This window comes from Mycolicibacterium madagascariense (assembly GCF_010729665.1).
Taxonomy (GTDB): domain Bacteria; phylum Actinomycetota; class Actinomycetes; order Mycobacteriales; family Mycobacteriaceae; genus Mycobacterium; species Mycobacterium madagascariense.
This window is the reverse complement of sequence record NZ_AP022610.1, coordinates 5,628,407-5,643,093: the sequence shown is the minus strand read 5'-3', so window position 1 is coordinate 5,643,093 and position 14,687 is coordinate 5,628,407. Positions and strand designations below refer to the sequence as shown.

The window sequence follows — 14,687 nt, the reverse complement described above, 5'->3', positions numbered from 1 at the left end:
AAGCCTAACCTAACCTCCGGTCAGTCAACGACGGGAGACACGTGCAGGGCATCTTCGTGGGCACGTTCCTCATCGGTCTGCGGGAGGGCCTCGAGGCCGCGCTCATCGTCAGCATCATCGGTGCCTTCCTCGCCCGCAACGGCAACCCCGTCCGCCCGATGTTCGCTGGTGTCGGCCTCGCCGTGCTGATCAGCGTCGGCGTCGGCGTCGGACTGGAGTTGTTGTCCGCGTCGCTGCCGCAGCGCCAGCAGGAGATGCTCGAGACGGTCATCGGCGCCATCGCCGTGGTCTTCGTGACCACGATGATCCTGTGGATGAACCGCAACGCCTTTCGGATGAAGGGCGAGCTGGAACGCGACGCCGCGCGCGCGATCAACGGTGGTGGTGCGTTCGCCCTGGCCGTGATGGCGTTCCTCGCGGTGCTCAAGGAGGGCTTTGAGACCGCGGTGTTCCTGCTGGCGGCGGCCCAGGCGTCCCACGGCAATCGCTGGTTCGCCGTCCTCGGCGGCGCCGCGGGGATAGCCACGGCCGTCGCGATCGGCGTCGGCATCTACTTCGGCAGCCTCAAGCTCAACCTCGGCCGCTTCTTCCGCGTCACCGGCGTCTTCCTGGTCTTCATCGCGGCGGGTCTCGTCGCGAGTAGCCTCCGCACGGCCCACGAGGCCGGCTGGATCGAGGTCGGCCAGGCGCGCACCTTCGACTTCTCGTCCTGGATGCCGACGCAGTCGTTCCTCGGCGCGATCGTGACGGGCATGTTCGGGATCCCCGCGGACCCACGGCTGATCGAGGTCATCGGCTGGCTGCTGTACGCGATCCCCGTGCTGGTCGTCTTCCTGTGGCCCGCCCGCTGGGCGCCGGGGTCGACGGCCAAACGCCGTCTGACCTGGGGGGTGGCCGCCGGACTCGCGATCATCGCCGCGGGCATGGCGCTCCTCGTCCCGGACGACGTGGGTGCGGCCCCGGGCCCGACCCGGACCGCCACCACCGCGGCCGGTGACGCGGTGAGCGCCACCCTGCGGACCGAGGGGGCGGACCGCGTGCTCGTCGCCGGCGCCGATCGGGTGCCCCTGGCGGCCGCGGGTCAGCAGTCCGTCGACGGCGTCGACGTCGACGTGTGGCAGGCGACCGTCCCCGCCGATCCCGGCGTCCCCACGAACCCGATCAGCCTGGCGCAGTTGGCGAACCTGGCCGGCGGCCGGCTTCCCGTCGGCCTCGGAGGCGCCCGCGCGCCCGGCCCGTTCGACGCCCAGTGGAGCGCCAGCACCGTCTACACCGTGCTGGCCCACGGTGACGCCGTGGTCACCGCCGACCGCGCCAGCACCCGCGTCGCAACCCTGCGCGGCGGCGGACTGACGGGGTCGAAGACCGTCAGCGTCGGCGGTCTCGCCACCGACTGGGCGACGGCACCCCACGACGATCATCAGATCGCCACCCAGATCGCGCGATCCGCGCTCGATCGGTCCGAACGAACGCTCTGGACGGTATGGCTGCCAACGGTTTTCGCCATCGCCGCCGCACTGGTCGTGCTCGCCGCGGTCCGCACGAACCGCACTGTCTCCAAGAACGAAAGGGAACGACGACACCATGAATCACCTGCCCGCACCGAGGTCACTGTCTCGTAAAGTCCTGTGGGCGGTGCCCGCCGTGGCGGCCGCGACCGCGCTGACCGTCAGCGCCTGTGGCTCCAGCACGACCGCCGCGAAGAGCAGCTCCGCGCCGAGCACCACCAACGGGGTCAACACGGTCAACGTCACACTCGCCAACGACGGCGGCAAGGACGGCTGCGCCGCCGATGCGACGAGCGTGCCCGCGGGCCCGGTCACCTTCAAGGTCACCAACGCCAGCGCGCCCGGCATCACCGAGATGGAGTTGCTCAAGGACCAGCGCATCGTGGGGGAGAAGGAGAACCTGGCCCCCGGACTGGATCCCGTGAGCTTCACCGCCACCCTCGACGGCGGTCAGTACCGGATCTACTGCCCTGGCGCGAGCAACGAGTACCTCGACCTCACCGTCACCGGTCAGGCGGCCGCCGCACCCACCGGTACGGTGCCGACGATTCTGGCCAGCGGCACCAAGGAGTACTCGGCGTACGTGGTCGATCAGGTGAACCAGCTCGACAGCGGCGTCAAGGCGCTCGATGCCGCGATCCAGGCAGGCAAACTCAATGACGCCAAGGCCGCCTATGCGCAGGCCCGGCCCTTCTACGAGCGCGCCGAGTCCAGCGTCGACGGTTTCGTCCTGCCGGGCTTCGCCGTCGACGACAACGCGGGCAATCTCGACTACCTGATCGACATGCGCGAGTCCACTCCGGTCGACGCCAAGGTGGGCTGGAAGGGCTTCCACGCCATCGAGCGAGACCTGTTCCAGGGCAATGCGATTACCCCCACCACGAAGGCGCTGAGCACCGAGCTCGTCGGCAACGTGGGCCGTCTGGTGAACGTCGTCGCACCGCTGCAGTTCAAGCCGGAGGACCTCGCCAACGGCGCGGCCGACCTCATCGAGGAAGTGCAGAACACCAAGATCACCGGCGAGGAGGAGGCCTTCAGCCACATCGACCTGGTCGACTTCGCCGGCAACGTCGAGGGCGCCCAGCAGGCATACGCGTCGCTGCGCCCGGGCCTGCAGAAGATCGACCCGGCGCTGGTGGCCACCCTCGACGGGCAGTTCCAGTCGGTGCTGACGACGCTCGATGGCTACCGCGACCCGGCGGCCCTCGGCGGCTACCGGACGTGGACCCCCGAACTGCGCGGCACCGACGCCCCCAAGCTGACCGCCGTCATCCAGCCGCTGCACGAGAGCCTCGCGACCGTGGCGCAGAAGGTGGTCTCGGCGACGTGACGACGGGTCACGGGCAGACGCCCACCGACGACGGCGTTCCCGGGGGAGCCGCGGCTCCCCCGGGGGTGAGCCGGCGCGGCATGCTCTCCGGGGCCCTGCTCGCCGGCCTGGGTGGGGCCGTCGTCGGTGCCGCGGGCGGGGGTTCGGCGGCGTGGGCCATGGCGACGTCGGACGCGGCGACGGTGGACGACACCGACACCGTCGACCTGGATCGCAGCTATCCGTACTACGGGACGGGCCATCAGGGTGGGATCGAGACGCAGCCGCAGCGTCACACGGTCTTCATGACGTTCACGCTGGCGGACACCGCGACCAAGAGTTCTCTGCAGACCCTGCTCGCGCGTTGGTCGGCCGCGGCCGCCGTTCTGCAGCAAGGCAATTCGGTGGGTGCGGTGCAGCCGAGCAACGGCGTGGCCCCGCCCGGCGACACGGGCGAGGCGGCCGGGCTGAGTCCCGCCAGCCTCACGGTGACGATCGGTCTGGGCCCCACGCTGTTCGACGACCGCTTCGGCCTCGCGCCCCACAAGCCGGCGGCGTTCTCCGCGCTGCCGACCCTGAACGGGGACACGCTCGACCCGAAGTTCACCGGCGGCGACCTGTCCGTGCAGGCCTGCGCCGACGACCCGCAGGTCTGCTACCACGCCGTGCGCAACCTGGCCCGCCTCGGCCGCAGTGTCGTCACGCCGTTCTGGGCGGTGCTCGGCTTCGGTCGCGCCTCGGCCGGACCCGGCCAGCAGACCCCACGAAACCTGTTGGGATTCAAGGACGGAACGCGCAACATCCAGACCGACCAGCAGTACTCGGAGTTCGTCTGGGTCCAGAACGGCGACCAGCCGTGGATGGAGGGCGGCACCTACCAGGTGGTGCGCAAGATTCGCATGCTGCTGGAGACGTGGGACACCGACCGGGTCGGCAACCAACAGCAGATCATCGGACGCCACAAGGAGGAGGGCTCCCCACTCAGTGGCGCCCACGAGATGGACACGCCGAACTTCGCCGCGAAGACGTCGACCGGCGATCCGGTGATCGATCCGGTGTCGCACGTCGCGCTAGCGGCGCGAGAGAACAACGGCGGCATGATGATTCGCCGCCGCAGCTACAACTACACCGACGGACTGGACGCCAACGGCGAACTCAACGCCGGTCTGCTGTTCATCGCCTACCAGAACGATCCGCAGCACTTCGTCCAGCTGCAGAACCGCCTCGGCGCACACGATCTGCTCAACGAGTACATCCGCCACGTGGGGTCGGCGATCTTCGCGGTGCCTCCGGCGCCGGAGAAGGGCCACTACCTCGCGCAGCAGCTCTTCACGGCTAGTTGACGCAGGGGATGCCGCCACCGCTGATCGGCACGCCCTGATCGGGAGCGGGATCGGTGGAACCCTCCACGTCGATGCCCAGTGACTCGCCGCCGGACGGTGCCGTCGCGAGGCTGGTGGCGTCGGCGGGCAGTTCGTAACCGTCGCCGAGCACGACGCGGACGTGACCGGGGGCCAGATCGCGGCGCGGCTGCGGCGCGGCGATGATGCCGAGCGTCGTGGCGATGGCGTGCGCGGACGCGTCCGCCCCCGGCCCATATGCCACCCCGGTCACCGTCTCCCCGGTGCGCGTCGCATCGAGCTCGCCCTGGCGATAGCCGTTGCGGCTCAACATGTTCGACGTCTCCGTCGCGAGCCCGGTGACGCCCGCTGCGTTCACGACGTCGACGGTGACCTCCGAGGGTGGCAGAGCAGGCGTCACCGTCGGGGTCGAGGCGTCGGTCGATCCGGTGTCGGAGAACGTCCTGGCCACCAGCGACCGGATCGCCGCGGGGTCGATGATGTTGACGTCCTGGCCATCGACGGTGTCATACCGCACCACCGGGAGGGTCTGATAGCGGACCTGTCCGCCCGCCAGTTCGCCGATCCGACGGAACAGGCTCTGGTCCCAGCCGGCCGACAACACGATGTCCTTGCGCGCGACACCCATCAGCGCGTCGAGCTTGCCCATGTCGCTGAACGAGCCGGAGTCCTGCAGCTGATGGATCACCGAGATCAGGAAGGCCTGCTGGCGGTGGGTGCGGTCGAGGTCGCCGTTGTCGAGACCGTGGCGCTGGCGGACGAAGGCGAGCGCCTGCTGCGCATCGAGCGTCTGGTGGCCCGCGGGCAGGTCGGCACCCGAATAGTCGTCGTGGACGGCATGATTCAGGCAGACCTCGACGCCGCCCAGGGTCTCGGCGACGTCGTAGAACCCGGCGAGATTGACCTCGGCGAAGTAGTCGATGGGGACTCCGGTGAGGGATCGCACGACGGCCAGCGTCGCCTTGCGGCCGGCCTCGCGACCCTGCTTCTCCAGCACCGCCTGATCGGTGACGCCCTCGTCGGCGAGCTTCTGCTCCTCGTCGGCCTTGGTGAGCCCGTACGCTTCCTTGATCTTGATGTGGTGGTAGCCCGGCACGATGCCGGCGACGCTGACGTAGTCGTCCCGGGGTATGGAGAAGGCCTCGACGTTCCCGTCCGCGGCGAGGTGCACGAGGATGAGCGTGTTGGTGTTGTAGCCACCGGACGTGGAGTCCCCGGCGTGCAACTGGTCGAGCATCTCCTGGGGGAGGTCGTTGCCGTTCTGGTCCTTGCGGGAGTCCAGGCCGATGAGCAGGATGTTGATCGCGCTGCCCGTCGAACGCGGCGCGTCGGCGCCCAGCGCCTGACTCACCGTGATGCCGTTGAACAACCCGTGCAGAGTCCACCAGCCAGCGCCGGTGGCCGCGACGACGACGGCCGTCGCGACGGCGAGCGCACCGCGGACGATCCGCGACACCAGTACGCGGCGGGGCCCCGGCGGCATCGAGTGGCGACGAGGCCGTCCACTCATCACCGCCACCTTCGCTCGATCGCCGACTCCACCATCCGGGAGGAACCTCGGATGGGGCTGCGAGTGTGGTGGATGACGCTCGACGGTCTCGGCTCGGCCGTGACGGTCGCTAGGTCACCACACCCGGCCCAATGCAGCTCACAGCGTAGTTCGACCCGTCCGCCCGCCGCCACTTGGCGTCGTCAGCGCAACGTCAGCCACAGCAGGCTGGCGATCCCGGCCAGCACGCAGTACACCGCGAACGGCGTCAGGGTCCTGGTGTGGAAGTACTTCGTCAGGAACCGGACCGCGAAGTAGGCGCTGACGAAGGACGCGACGCTGCCCGCCAGCACCGGACCCCCGATGCCCGCGCCCAGCGGGCCGAACAGGTCGGGCAGCTTGAGCACCCCCGCCGCCAGGATCACCGGCGTGGCCAGCAGGAACGAGAACCGGGCGGCCTCGTCGTGCGTCAGGCCACGCAGCAGCCCGGCGGTCATCGTCACCCCGGACCGGCTGATCCCCGGCAGCAGCGCCAGCGCCTGGGCCGCCCCGATCAGCGCACCCCGGCCCAGCGGGGTCTGGGCGAGCCGCTCGTCGATGCCGCTGTCCTGGGTCGCGGTCGTGGTCTCTGCGCGGCGTCGAGCGGCCGCCGCCTCGCCGCCGGCCATCATCGGGTTCGCACCGGCCGATCGACGGTCGGGCCCGGCGTCGACGCGGCGGCGCAGCCGCTCGCCCGCATACAGCAGCACCCCGTTGACGACGAGGAAGGCAGCCGCCGGAATCGGCCTGCCCAGCGTCGTGCGGAACGTGTGCTCCAACGCGAGCCCGGCGATCGCGACCGGGATGGTGCCGACGATGAGCAGCCAGGCCAGACGTTCGCCGGTGGTCTGGATCCTGCGGTAGCGCACGGACGTGTAGAGACCCGTTAGGACCAGCACCCAGTCCCGCCAGAAGAACAGCAGCAGGGCCGCAGCGGTCGCGACGTGCAGGCCGACGATGAAGGCTAGATACGGCGACTCGGGCGCCGAGACGTTCAGATCTCGCGCCCAGCGACCCCCGATCAGCGCCGGCACCAGGACCGAGTGGCCGAGACTGCTGACGGGGAACAGCTCGGTGACGCCTTGGAACGCGCCGACGACGGTCGCTTCGAGATAGCTCAGACTGCTCACCAGGGAGCTCCTCCCATGTGGGGTCGGTGGCGGCGGGTCCGCGCCAGCCATCCTCCCAGTGCCGTGCTGAGAGTTTGCTGAACGGCGGTGGGCAAAACGTGTTGGCGGGGCATGGCCCGATTCGCCGATCTGCGCCGTCACCGGTGGCTACGCTCAGCCGCAACGACCGGCGCGCCGTCGCGCCGAAGCTGGGAGAACCATGGCCGACGACGAGGAAACCGCCAAGTGGGATCCGGTCTTCACCAGGCAGTTCAAGAACCTCGTCGGGCCCCTGGTCCAGAAGTACTTCCGCGCGGAGGTCAACGGTCTTTCGGCGCTGCCGAGCAGCGGTGGGGCGCTGGTGGTGTCCAATCACTCCGGCGGTGTGCTCACCCCCGACGTGCTGATCTTCGCGCCCGCCTTCTACGACGCCTTCGGGTATGACCGTCCGCTGTACATCCTGGCCCACTACGGGGTGCTGATGGGACCGCTCGGAGCGGTGTTCTCCCGCGCCGGAGGCATCGAGGCGTCCCGGGAGAACGCGGCGAAGGCACTGCATTCCGGGGGCGTGGTGCTGGTCTTCCCCGGCGGGGACTACGACGCGTTCCGACCGACCAGGACGGCCAACACCATCGACTTCCAGGGCAGGACGGGCTACGTCCGCACCGCCCTGGCGACCGACGTGCCCATCGTGCCCGTGGTGTCGATCGGCGGCCAGGAGGCTCAACTGTTCCTCGCCCGCGGCGATCGAGTGGCCAAGCGCCTCGGCCTGCATCGGATCCGGCTCAAGGCGCTCCCGCTGACCTTCGGGGTGCCGTTCGGGCTGACCACGGTGCTGCCGCCCAACCTGCCGCTGCCCACCAAGATCGTCATGGAGGTCCAGCAGCCCATCGACGTGCGGGCCCGGTTCGGCGACGATCCCGACGTCGACGAGGTCGACGCGTACGTGCGGGGGGTCATGCAGGCCGCCTTGGACCGACTTGCCAGCAAGCGCCGGTTCCCCGTCCTCGGGTAGGTCCGTGACGAGCGGTGACGAGCCATTCGGCAGGCGCCGCACCGCTTTACAGTTGCCGAAGCGGTCAGTACGTTCGGTCAATGACAATGTCGAAGCTGGCCGACGTCTTCGCCAGGCGGCGCATCACTCCGCTGGGAGTCGCGCTCGCGTGTAGCGACGTGGCGGCCGCGATGCCGGTCGTCGGCCGCCGACTGGAACCGCTCGGGACCGCGGTGGTGGCGGGGGCGTGGCTGCGGCGCAATGCGCCCGGCACGGCGGCCTGGCTCAACGGTGCCGCCACGCAAATCCGTGGCCACACCAGGATTCCGCCGGAAGATGGTGAGCTGCAAGCGCTTTCGGACATGGCACTGCTGGGTTTGAGTGACGAGCCGGCGACGTCGTGGCCGGCGCCCGACCGGCTCGCCCCCTACCTCAGGGCCCGCGGATTGCGCAGCCGGTACCTACACCGCAGCTCGGTGCACTACGGCGACGCGCCCGAGCAGGTGCTCGACGTCTGGCGGCGCCGGGACCTCGACGGGCCTGCCCCCGTCCTGGTCTTCGTCCCCGGCGGTGGATGGCTGCACGGCGGACGCCAGCTGCAGGGCTACAGCCTGATGTCGCACCTGGCCGAACAGGGCTGGGTCTGCGTATCGGTGCAGTACCGGGTGGCGCCGCGGCATCGCTGGCCACGCCACATTCGCGACGTGCGCGCCGCCGTCGCGTGGACGCGCGCTCACATCGGCGACTTCGGCGGTGACCCCTCGTTCGTGGCGCTTGCCGGCTGCTCGGCGGGTGGCCACCTGGCGTCGCTGGTGGGGCTGGCTCCCCAGGACGAGTACTTCAACGCCGAACTGCCCGCCGGCGCGGATCCGTCGGTGAACGCCGTTGTCAGCCTCTACGGCCGCTACGACTGGACCGATCGCAGCACGCGCGACGGCGAGGAGTTCGTGCGCTTCCTCGAGCAGTTCGTCGTGCGCAAGAGCTCGAGCCGCCACCCCGACGTGTTCGACGCCGCCTCGCCCATCAAGCGGGTCCACGCCGACGCGCCGCCGTTCCTCGTCGTGCACGGCGCGACCGACCGGGTGATCCCGGTGCGGGAGGCCCATGCCTTCGTCCACGAGTTGCGCGAGGTGTCCTCGGCGCCGGTCCACTACCTCGAGATCCCCGCGGCGGGGCACGGCTTCGACCTCACCGACCGGTGGAGTACGCAGGCCGCCCTCGAGGCGACCAGCACGTTCTTGCGCGGGGTCCGGCGTCGGCAGGCCGGTCGGGTGCCCCAGGTGGTCGGCTGAGCCGGTCGGGCTACGTCGCCAGCCGGAGGTTGCGGCGGCTGCTGATCGCGCCGATGAAGTGCTGCAGCGCGTCGGGCACTGAGCGGGCGTGCAGGACGGCCTCGTCGGCGCCCTCCAGTAGCTGGCGCGCAGCGGTGTCGGCCACCAGCACCCAGTCGGTGGCGTGGAGGTGGCATTCGGCGTCGAGGATCGACACGAGTCGCCGCACGCTCTCGCCGTCCTCGATCCGCAGCTCGGCCACGTCGACGACCAACGGATCGCCCAGGGCGGTGAACCGCGCGAGGTGGGCGGCCAAGACTTCGACGCCGTCGGGCCGAAGCCGCCCGGTGATGCCGAGAACCACTGCGACACTGCGCATGTGGGCTCGCACCCAGGTGCCGTCGCACGCGACGCAGCCGGGGGGCAGGGGAAGTGCAGGGTCGCTCGATGAACCGTTCACGATGACCGATCAGAATTCGCGGGGAGAGATGCCGTTCCGGCTACGCGCCAGAGGTGGCAAGGCTGTCGTCTCAACCGCCCCTGTAGCTTAGCGGTCCCGCCTCCAGAGTGCCCGGGCTAATCCTCGGGGCAGTAGGCGGTCTTCGCGGCGGCGACGAGCTTGACCGCCTGATCGGTCTGCACGGTCGGCTGGCTGCGGACGATCATCGTGCTGAGCGACCTCGCGGAGTTGCCGCCGTGGAGCTGCCGACAGATCTGGCGACCGAACGAGATCAACGTGGCATCGCCGTCGGGGCAGCTGAAGACGTTCTGGTCGCAGCTCAGCCCCATGGACTTGAGCAGGTCGAGATACTGCTGGTCGCCGGTGTCGGCGCGCGCCGGGCCGGCGAGAGGTAACGCCACCGCCCAACAGGCCACCACGATTGCCATCCAGATCTGCCGCACCCGGTCAGCTTAGATGCTCGCGCGACCTACCTCGGCGCGAAGACCCCGGCGGTGGCCAGTTCGACCCGGTGGCGGGCGTGCTCCTGGTCGTCGCCGAAGCGGTCGATCGCCCAGGAGAGGGCGACGACGAGCTCGAACAGCTCGTGGGCCGACACCGACTGCGAGGCCGATCCGGCGGCGCTGGCCCGGTGGAGGAAGTCCCCGGTGCGGGCGATGAGCCGGGCGGAGACGTCCTGCACCGGGGAGGCGTCGTCGTCGACGGCGGTCGCGATGCAGGTCGGCAGGTCGTTCCAGATGCGCAGTTGCCAGGCCAGCTGACGAAGCCACTCGCGCAATGCGTCGGCCGGGGACAGGTCGCGCGCGAGCGCGTCGGCAGCGGCGAGCAGGTCGCCGACGCTGTCGTCGATGACGGCGGCGAGCAGGTCGTTCCTGGTGGGGAAGTTGCGGTACAGGGTGGCGTTGCCCACGCCTGCTGCGGTGGCGATGCAATCGATCGGCACGAAGATGCCCTCGGTGTCGAACATCTCCCGGGCGGCGTTGAGGATCGCGTCGCGGTTGCGACGGGCGTCGGCACGCAGGGGGCGTGCCCGCGGTGTGCTCACGACCACCTCCCGAACATTTGCGCAACTGGGGAGTCTCCCCACATAATCGAAGTGGGGACACTCCCCACAAACCTAACAGCGGAGAGACGATGACGGAACGACTCGACGGCAGAACGGTGCTCGTCACTGGCGCGAATGGTGGACTCGGAGAGGAATTCGTGCGACAGGCCCTCGATCGCGGTGCCAGCAAGGTGTACGCGGCAGCCCGGTCCCCCCGGACGTGGGGCGACGATCGCGTCGTGTCACTCGCGCTCGACATCACCGACGCCGCGTCCGTCGACGCGGCAGCGAAGACGGCGTCGGACGTCGACCTTCTGGTCAACAACGCCGGCATCGCTCCCGAGGGGGACGCGTCGGTCGTGGCCTGGGACGACGACCTCGCCAGTCGGATCTTCGAGACCAACTTCTTCGGGACGCTACGCGTGACGAGATCCTTCGCGCCCGTGCTGGCCGCCAACGGCGGCGGCGCCCTCCTCAACGTGCTCTCGCTCGCTGCGTGGCTGCCGCTGCCGACGATCTATGCCGCGTCGAAGGCCGCCGCCTGGTCGGCCACCAATGCCACCCGGGGCGAGCTGGCTGCACAGCAGACCAGTGTCACGGGCCTGATCGTCGGCATGGTGGACACGCCGATGTCGGCGCGTTGGGACGTGCCGAAGGTCAGCGCGGCGAGCGTCGTCGCGCAGGGTCTCGACGGCGTCATCAGTGGTGCGTTCGAGGTGTACGCCGACGACGACTCGCGAGACGTCAAGTCGCGCCTGGCCGCGAGCTCGGAGGAGCTGAACGCCTACCTCGCCGAGCGGCTCGAGGGCTTCGTGCCCGGCTAGACCGTGATCTCGCCCATCTCACCCCAGCCGTCGGCGTCGATCGCCTGGCTGATGATCTCGGGGGTCGAAGCCAAGAAGCTGGGCGCCGCGGCGGTGAACGCCTTGAAGTGCTCGCTGTTGACGTGTTCGCCACCGGCGTCGCCGTCCCGAAAACCCTCGACCAGAACGTATTCCGCGGGATTCTCCAGGCTGCGCGACCATTCGAAGAAGAGGTTTCCCGCCTCGGCGCGGGTGGCCTTGGTGAAGTCGGCGACGAGGTTCGGGAAGTCCTCGACGTGCTCGGGCTTGGGCGTCCACTTCACGACGATGAATATCACTGCAGTGCTTCCTTACGGGATGAGGATGGCGCGACCGCGGACGTTGCCGTTGTCGAGATCGCTGATGGCGGACTGAAAATCGGTGAGTTCGTACTTCTGCGTGTGCAGGTTCACCGAACCCCTGGCGGCGAGTGCCATCAGGTCGCACAGGTCGTTGTAGGAGCCCACCAGGTTGCCGATGAAGTTGATCTCGCTGGAGACGATGTCTATGGTCGGCACGTCGATGTTCTCGCCGTAGCCGACGACGTAGTAGTCGCCCGCCCCGCGCAGCATCGCGACGCCCTCGCGGGTTGCACCGCCCTCGCCGACGAAGTCCACGACGGCCTCCGCCCCGTGCCCGTCGGTGAGGTCAAGCACCTGATCCACGTGCGTCCCGTCGGCGACCACGCCACGGTCGGCGCCGATCGCCTCGGCGAGCTTGAGCGCCTCGGGGTTGCGGTCGACGACGATCAGCTCCGCGGGCGTCAGCGCCTTGAGCACCTGAATCCCGATGTGGCCCAAGCCCCCTGCGCCGATGATGACGCAGCGGTCGCGCGGGGTGAGGCGCTTGGCGGCCTTGGCGGCGGCGTGATACGCGGTCAGGCCGGCGTCGGCGAGGGCGGCGACGTCGGACGGCTCCAGCGCATCGTCGATCTTCACGACGCTGCGCGCCGAGGTCTTGAGATAGTCGGCGTACCCGCCGTTGGTGTCGATGCCGGGGAAGGCGTTCGCCTCGCAGTGGACGTCGTCACCGGACCGGCAGGCCCGGCACAGGCCGCAGGTGATCAACGGATGCACGATGACCTTGTCGCCCTCGGCGACGTTGGTGACCGCCGAGCCGATGGCCTCGACCCAGCCCGCGTTCTCGTGCCCGATCGTGTACGGGAGTTGGACCTGTGACTTCTCGGCCCACTGGCCCTCGAGGATGTGGAGGTCGGTCCGGCAGACACCGGCCCCGCCGATCTTGACGACGACGTCGAACGGACCCGTCGGCGTTGGCTTCTCGACGTCGGCCAGCTCGAGATTCTGGTGGTAGCCGACCACTTGGACGGCTCGCATGGTGCTCATGACGCGGGTTCCCTTCTCGTTAGCGGGTGAGGGCGGACACTGGAATGAAGGCCGCCGGCTCGTTGATCGTCTCGCTTCCGCCGTCTTCGTAGCGGGTGCGCAGCAGCCCCCGGCAGAAGTGGGCGTTGCCGTCGATGGAGATCCTGGTGGACCTCGCCCGGCGCAGCGCCATCGGTACCACGTCGGGTGCGTAACCGTCGCCGTGATGATCGACCATCACCAGATCGTCTGGTGCGCAGGACAACCCGATGGCGGCCCGTCGCCGCAGCAGCGAGGCGGTGGCGTCGTCGTCGGGCAACTCCCCCAAGCGGACCGCGCCGAGTCCGGAGACCGGTCGCTGCGGTTCGGTGCGCAGCAGCGCCGTGAGGCAGCGCTCCATGGCCGCGGTGTGCGCCTTGCGCCGAAACGTCACGCGCAGTTCGTCGAGGCCGTCCTCCGCCTCGTGGCCGAACGTGCCCCGGTAGCCGGCATCGGCGGCCAGCCCCGTGTTGATGATGTCGGAGTCGTGGTGGTCGTCGAGCTCCACGACCACGTGCCGCGTCCAATCCAGCGCCAGCAGAACGTCTTTCGCATCCGACGCCATCAGGTAGGCGAAGTTCGGCGCGCAGAACGACGTGGGCAGTCGCAGATGGACCCGCACGTTTCCGCTCGGCGTCACCATCACCGAATGGACGAAGCCGAGATCGGTGATGGGCTCGTCCAGCTCGGGGTCGATGACGGCGTCGAGAGCCTTCACGACGAGTTCGCGGCGCACGTCAGGCCTCGACGAGGTCGTCGGCGCCCCGTGGACCGGTGGCGGTCTCGTCGGCGTCGGCGAGCCGAAGCTCGGCGGGCACCGGGATGTCGTACATCTTGGCGGCGTTGAGCCCGAGGATCTTCTTCTTCTGATCAGTCGTCAGCGGCGCGTATTCGGACAGCTCGGCGGGCATCTCGAAGTCGACGAACGCCTCGATCAGCCACCGCGGCGTCCAGATCGCGTAGTCCGACGAGAACTGGATGCGGTCCTCGCCAATCCAGTAGAGCAGCTCGCCGATGATCTGCCCGAAGTACTTGGGCCTGGTGTGGATGAACGGCATCGCGACCGCGAGGCCGGCGTGGACGTTCGGCTCCTGGGTGGCGATCCAGCAGAAGTCCTCCAGCCGCGGCAGGCCGCAGTGCTCGACGACGAAGTTCAGGTCCGTGAAGTCCGACGCGACGTGGTCGATGTCGGCGACGTCGAAGGCATCGCGGTCCAGCGGACGGATGGTCGGGCCCTTGTGCACGTGGATGTTCGTGACGCCGAGCTCGCGACAGGCCTCGAAGTAGCGGTAGGCCCACGGGTCGTCCATCCGCCAGCCGCGTGACTCGCCGTGCCACTCGGCGGTGTACAGCTTGACGCCCTTGAGGCCGTACTTCGCCACGTCCTCGCGGAACTGGTCCAGTCCGGCTTCGCCGTTGCGCGGGTCGAAGTGGTGGTTGTAGGTCAGCTTGTCGGGGTGCTGGGAGGCGAGCTCGAAGGCCTCGTCGGTCTGCCCGAACCCCTTGTAGTAGAACTCGCCGAGGTGCGCGGGCTGGAAGATCGCGTGGTCGACGTACCCGTTGGTGAAGAGGTCCGCCATCAGCCGCTGACCGCCCTGGTAGAGGTACTCGTCGTAACCCCACACCTCGGACTCGGGGGAGAGGTTGCGGTGGTAGTCGTAGAAGCAATCGATGAACTGCTTGCCGTGGATGTTGCGCTGGTTCTCGGGCCTGGCGTCCCACAGCGCGACGTGGGCGTCGACGATGAAGTAGCTGTTGCCGTCCTTGCGATACATGTGGTTACTCCCGGGGTGCGGTACGTGCACGACTCGGTGTGAGGGCTGTCACACCGACTGACCGGAGCCTATGGGCGCCCGCGGGATGCGCGGTGGCCTCGACCGTCTCAATCTGAGACGG

At 69.2% G+C, this 14,687-nt stretch carries 15 protein-coding genes; 6 read left to right on the top strand and 9 right to left on the bottom strand.

The features are described 5' to 3' along the window. Nucleotides 1-41 precede the first annotated feature (41 nt). From efeU to efeB, 3 genes are read left to right on the top strand one after another with little or no spacing between them, the layout of a single operon-like run. Nucleotides 42-1,622 (top strand): iron uptake transporter permease EfeU, encoded by a 1,581-nt coding sequence (gene efeU / locus G6N60_RS26785; RefSeq protein WP_163743100.1) that lies wholly within the window; start codon nucleotides 42-44, stop codon nucleotides 1,620-1,622. Further along, a complete protein-coding gene (gene efeO, locus G6N60_RS26780) occupies nucleotides 1,585-2,838 on the top strand; it encodes an iron uptake system protein EfeO (protein WP_163743097.1) in 1,254 nt (417 codons plus the stop codon). The genes efeU and efeO overlap by 38 nt, the downstream gene beginning before the upstream one ends. Then, a complete protein-coding gene (gene efeB / locus G6N60_RS26775) occupies nucleotides 2,835-4,160 on the top strand; it encodes an iron uptake transporter deferrochelatase/peroxidase subunit (RefSeq protein ID WP_263992442.1) in 1,326 nt (441 codons plus the stop codon). Before efeO ends, efeB begins: the two co-directional genes overlap by 4 nt. Here the strand turns inward: efeB and G6N60_RS26770 are convergent. Beyond that, nucleotides 4,153-5,688 (bottom strand): LCP family protein, encoded by a 1,536-nt coding sequence (locus G6N60_RS26770; protein ID WP_170312581.1) that lies wholly within the window; start codon nucleotides 5,686-5,688, stop codon nucleotides 4,153-4,155. The genes efeB and G6N60_RS26770 overlap by 8 nt on opposite strands. Before the next feature lie 182 nt (nucleotides 5,689-5,870). Continuing rightward, nucleotides 5,871-6,887: an undecaprenyl-diphosphate phosphatase gene (locus tag G6N60_RS26765; RefSeq protein ID WP_372511022.1), complete on the bottom strand. Its 1,017-nt coding sequence runs from the start codon at nucleotides 6,885-6,887 to the stop codon at nucleotides 5,871-5,873. A gap of 148 nt (nucleotides 6,888-7,035) precedes the next feature. On the opposite strand from G6N60_RS26765, the gene G6N60_RS26760 reads away from it, so the two are divergent. Together G6N60_RS26760 and G6N60_RS26755 are read left to right on the top strand one after the other, a co-directional pair. Continuing rightward, nucleotides 7,036-7,830: a lysophospholipid acyltransferase family protein gene (locus tag G6N60_RS26760; RefSeq protein WP_163743095.1), complete on the top strand. Its 795-nt coding sequence runs from the start codon at nucleotides 7,036-7,038 to the stop codon at nucleotides 7,828-7,830. An 80-nt stretch (nucleotides 7,831-7,910) separates the two neighbouring features. Then, the gene (locus G6N60_RS26755) at nucleotides 7,911-9,101 is read left to right on the top strand and encodes an alpha/beta hydrolase (RefSeq protein WP_163743093.1); all 1,191 of its coding nucleotides are present in this window, start codon (nucleotides 7,911-7,913) and stop codon (nucleotides 9,099-9,101) included. Between the two features lie 10 nt (nucleotides 9,102-9,111). Here G6N60_RS26755 and G6N60_RS26750 read toward each other — a convergent pair whose 3' ends face one another. The 3 genes from G6N60_RS26750 to G6N60_RS26740 form a co-directional block, all read right to left on the bottom strand. Next, nucleotides 9,112-9,459, bottom strand: a complete 348-nt coding sequence (locus G6N60_RS26750) for a hypothetical protein (protein ID WP_163743091.1) — start codon at nucleotides 9,457-9,459, stop codon at nucleotides 9,112-9,114. A gap of 197 nt (nucleotides 9,460-9,656) precedes the next feature. After that, on the bottom strand, nucleotides 9,657-9,983 hold the full coding sequence (locus G6N60_RS26745; protein WP_163743089.1) for a DUF732 domain-containing protein: 327 nt from the start codon (nucleotides 9,981-9,983) through the stop codon (nucleotides 9,657-9,659). A gap of 26 nt (nucleotides 9,984-10,009) precedes the next feature. Continuing rightward, a complete protein-coding gene (locus G6N60_RS26740; RefSeq protein WP_246241075.1) occupies nucleotides 10,010-10,585 on the bottom strand; it encodes a TetR/AcrR family transcriptional regulator in 576 nt (191 codons plus the stop codon). 89 nt (nucleotides 10,586-10,674) lie between these two features. On the opposite strand from G6N60_RS26740, the gene G6N60_RS26735 reads away from it, so the two are divergent. Beyond that, nucleotides 10,675-11,409, top strand: coding sequence for an SDR family oxidoreductase (locus tag G6N60_RS26735; protein ID WP_163743087.1), 735 nt, complete (start codon nucleotides 10,675-10,677; stop codon nucleotides 11,407-11,409). Here the strand turns inward: G6N60_RS26735 and G6N60_RS26730 are convergent. From G6N60_RS26730 to G6N60_RS26715, 4 genes are read right to left on the bottom strand one after another with little or no spacing between them, the layout of a single operon-like run. Next, nucleotides 11,406-11,726: a putative quinol monooxygenase gene (locus G6N60_RS26730; protein WP_163743084.1), complete on the bottom strand. Its 321-nt coding sequence runs from the start codon at nucleotides 11,724-11,726 to the stop codon at nucleotides 11,406-11,408. The two genes, G6N60_RS26735 and G6N60_RS26730, sit on opposite strands and share 4 nt — an antisense overlap. A 12-nt stretch (nucleotides 11,727-11,738) precedes the next feature. Continuing rightward, complete coding sequence (locus G6N60_RS26725) at nucleotides 11,739-12,764, bottom strand: NAD(P)-dependent alcohol dehydrogenase (RefSeq protein ID WP_170312605.1); 1,026 nt, start codon at nucleotides 12,762-12,764, stop codon at nucleotides 11,739-11,741. A 28-nt stretch (nucleotides 12,765-12,792) separates the two neighbouring features. Further along, complete coding sequence (locus G6N60_RS26720; protein WP_163743080.1) at nucleotides 12,793-13,527, bottom strand: iron-sulfur cluster assembly protein; 735 nt, start codon at nucleotides 13,525-13,527, stop codon at nucleotides 12,793-12,795. Between the two features lies 1 nt (nucleotide 13,528). Further along, nucleotides 13,529-14,566, bottom strand: coding sequence for an amidohydrolase family protein (locus G6N60_RS26715; RefSeq protein ID WP_163743078.1), 1,038 nt, complete (start codon nucleotides 14,564-14,566; stop codon nucleotides 13,529-13,531). Nucleotides 14,567-14,687: the final 121 nt, after the last annotated feature.

What these genes read in the sequence shown, in the direction of transcription:
- G6N60_RS26755 (WP_163743093.1), top strand. Translation starts at nt 7,911, where the DNA reads ATGACAATGTCGAAGCTGGCCGACGTCTTCGCCAGGCGGCGCATCACT.
- G6N60_RS26765 (WP_372511022.1), bottom strand. Translation starts at nt 6,887, where the DNA reads ATGGCTGGCGCGGACCCGCCGCCACCGACCCCACATGGGAGGAGCTCC.
- efeO (WP_163743097.1), top strand. Translation starts at nt 1,585, where the DNA reads ATGAATCACCTGCCCGCACCGAGGTCACTGTCTCGTAAAGTCCTGTGG.
- G6N60_RS26760 (WP_163743095.1), top strand. Translation starts at nt 7,036, where the DNA reads ATGGCCGACGACGAGGAAACCGCCAAGTGGGATCCGGTCTTCACCAGG.
- G6N60_RS26715 (WP_163743078.1), bottom strand. Translation starts at nt 14,566, where the DNA reads ATGTATCGCAAGGACGGCAACAGCTACTTCATCGTCGACGCCCACGTC.
- G6N60_RS26770 (WP_170312581.1), bottom strand. Translation starts at nt 5,688, where the DNA reads ATGAGTGGACGGCCTCGTCGCCACTCGATGCCGCCGGGGCCCCGCCGC.
- G6N60_RS26735 (WP_163743087.1), top strand. Translation starts at nt 10,675, where the DNA reads ATGACGGAACGACTCGACGGCAGAACGGTGCTCGTCACTGGCGCGAAT.
- G6N60_RS26725 (WP_170312605.1), bottom strand. Translation starts at nt 12,764, where the DNA reads ATGCGAGCCGTCCAAGTGGTCGGCTACCACCAGAATCTCGAGCTGGCC.
- G6N60_RS26750 (WP_163743091.1), bottom strand. Translation starts at nt 9,459, where the DNA reads ATGCGCAGTGTCGCAGTGGTTCTCGGCATCACCGGGCGGCTTCGGCCC.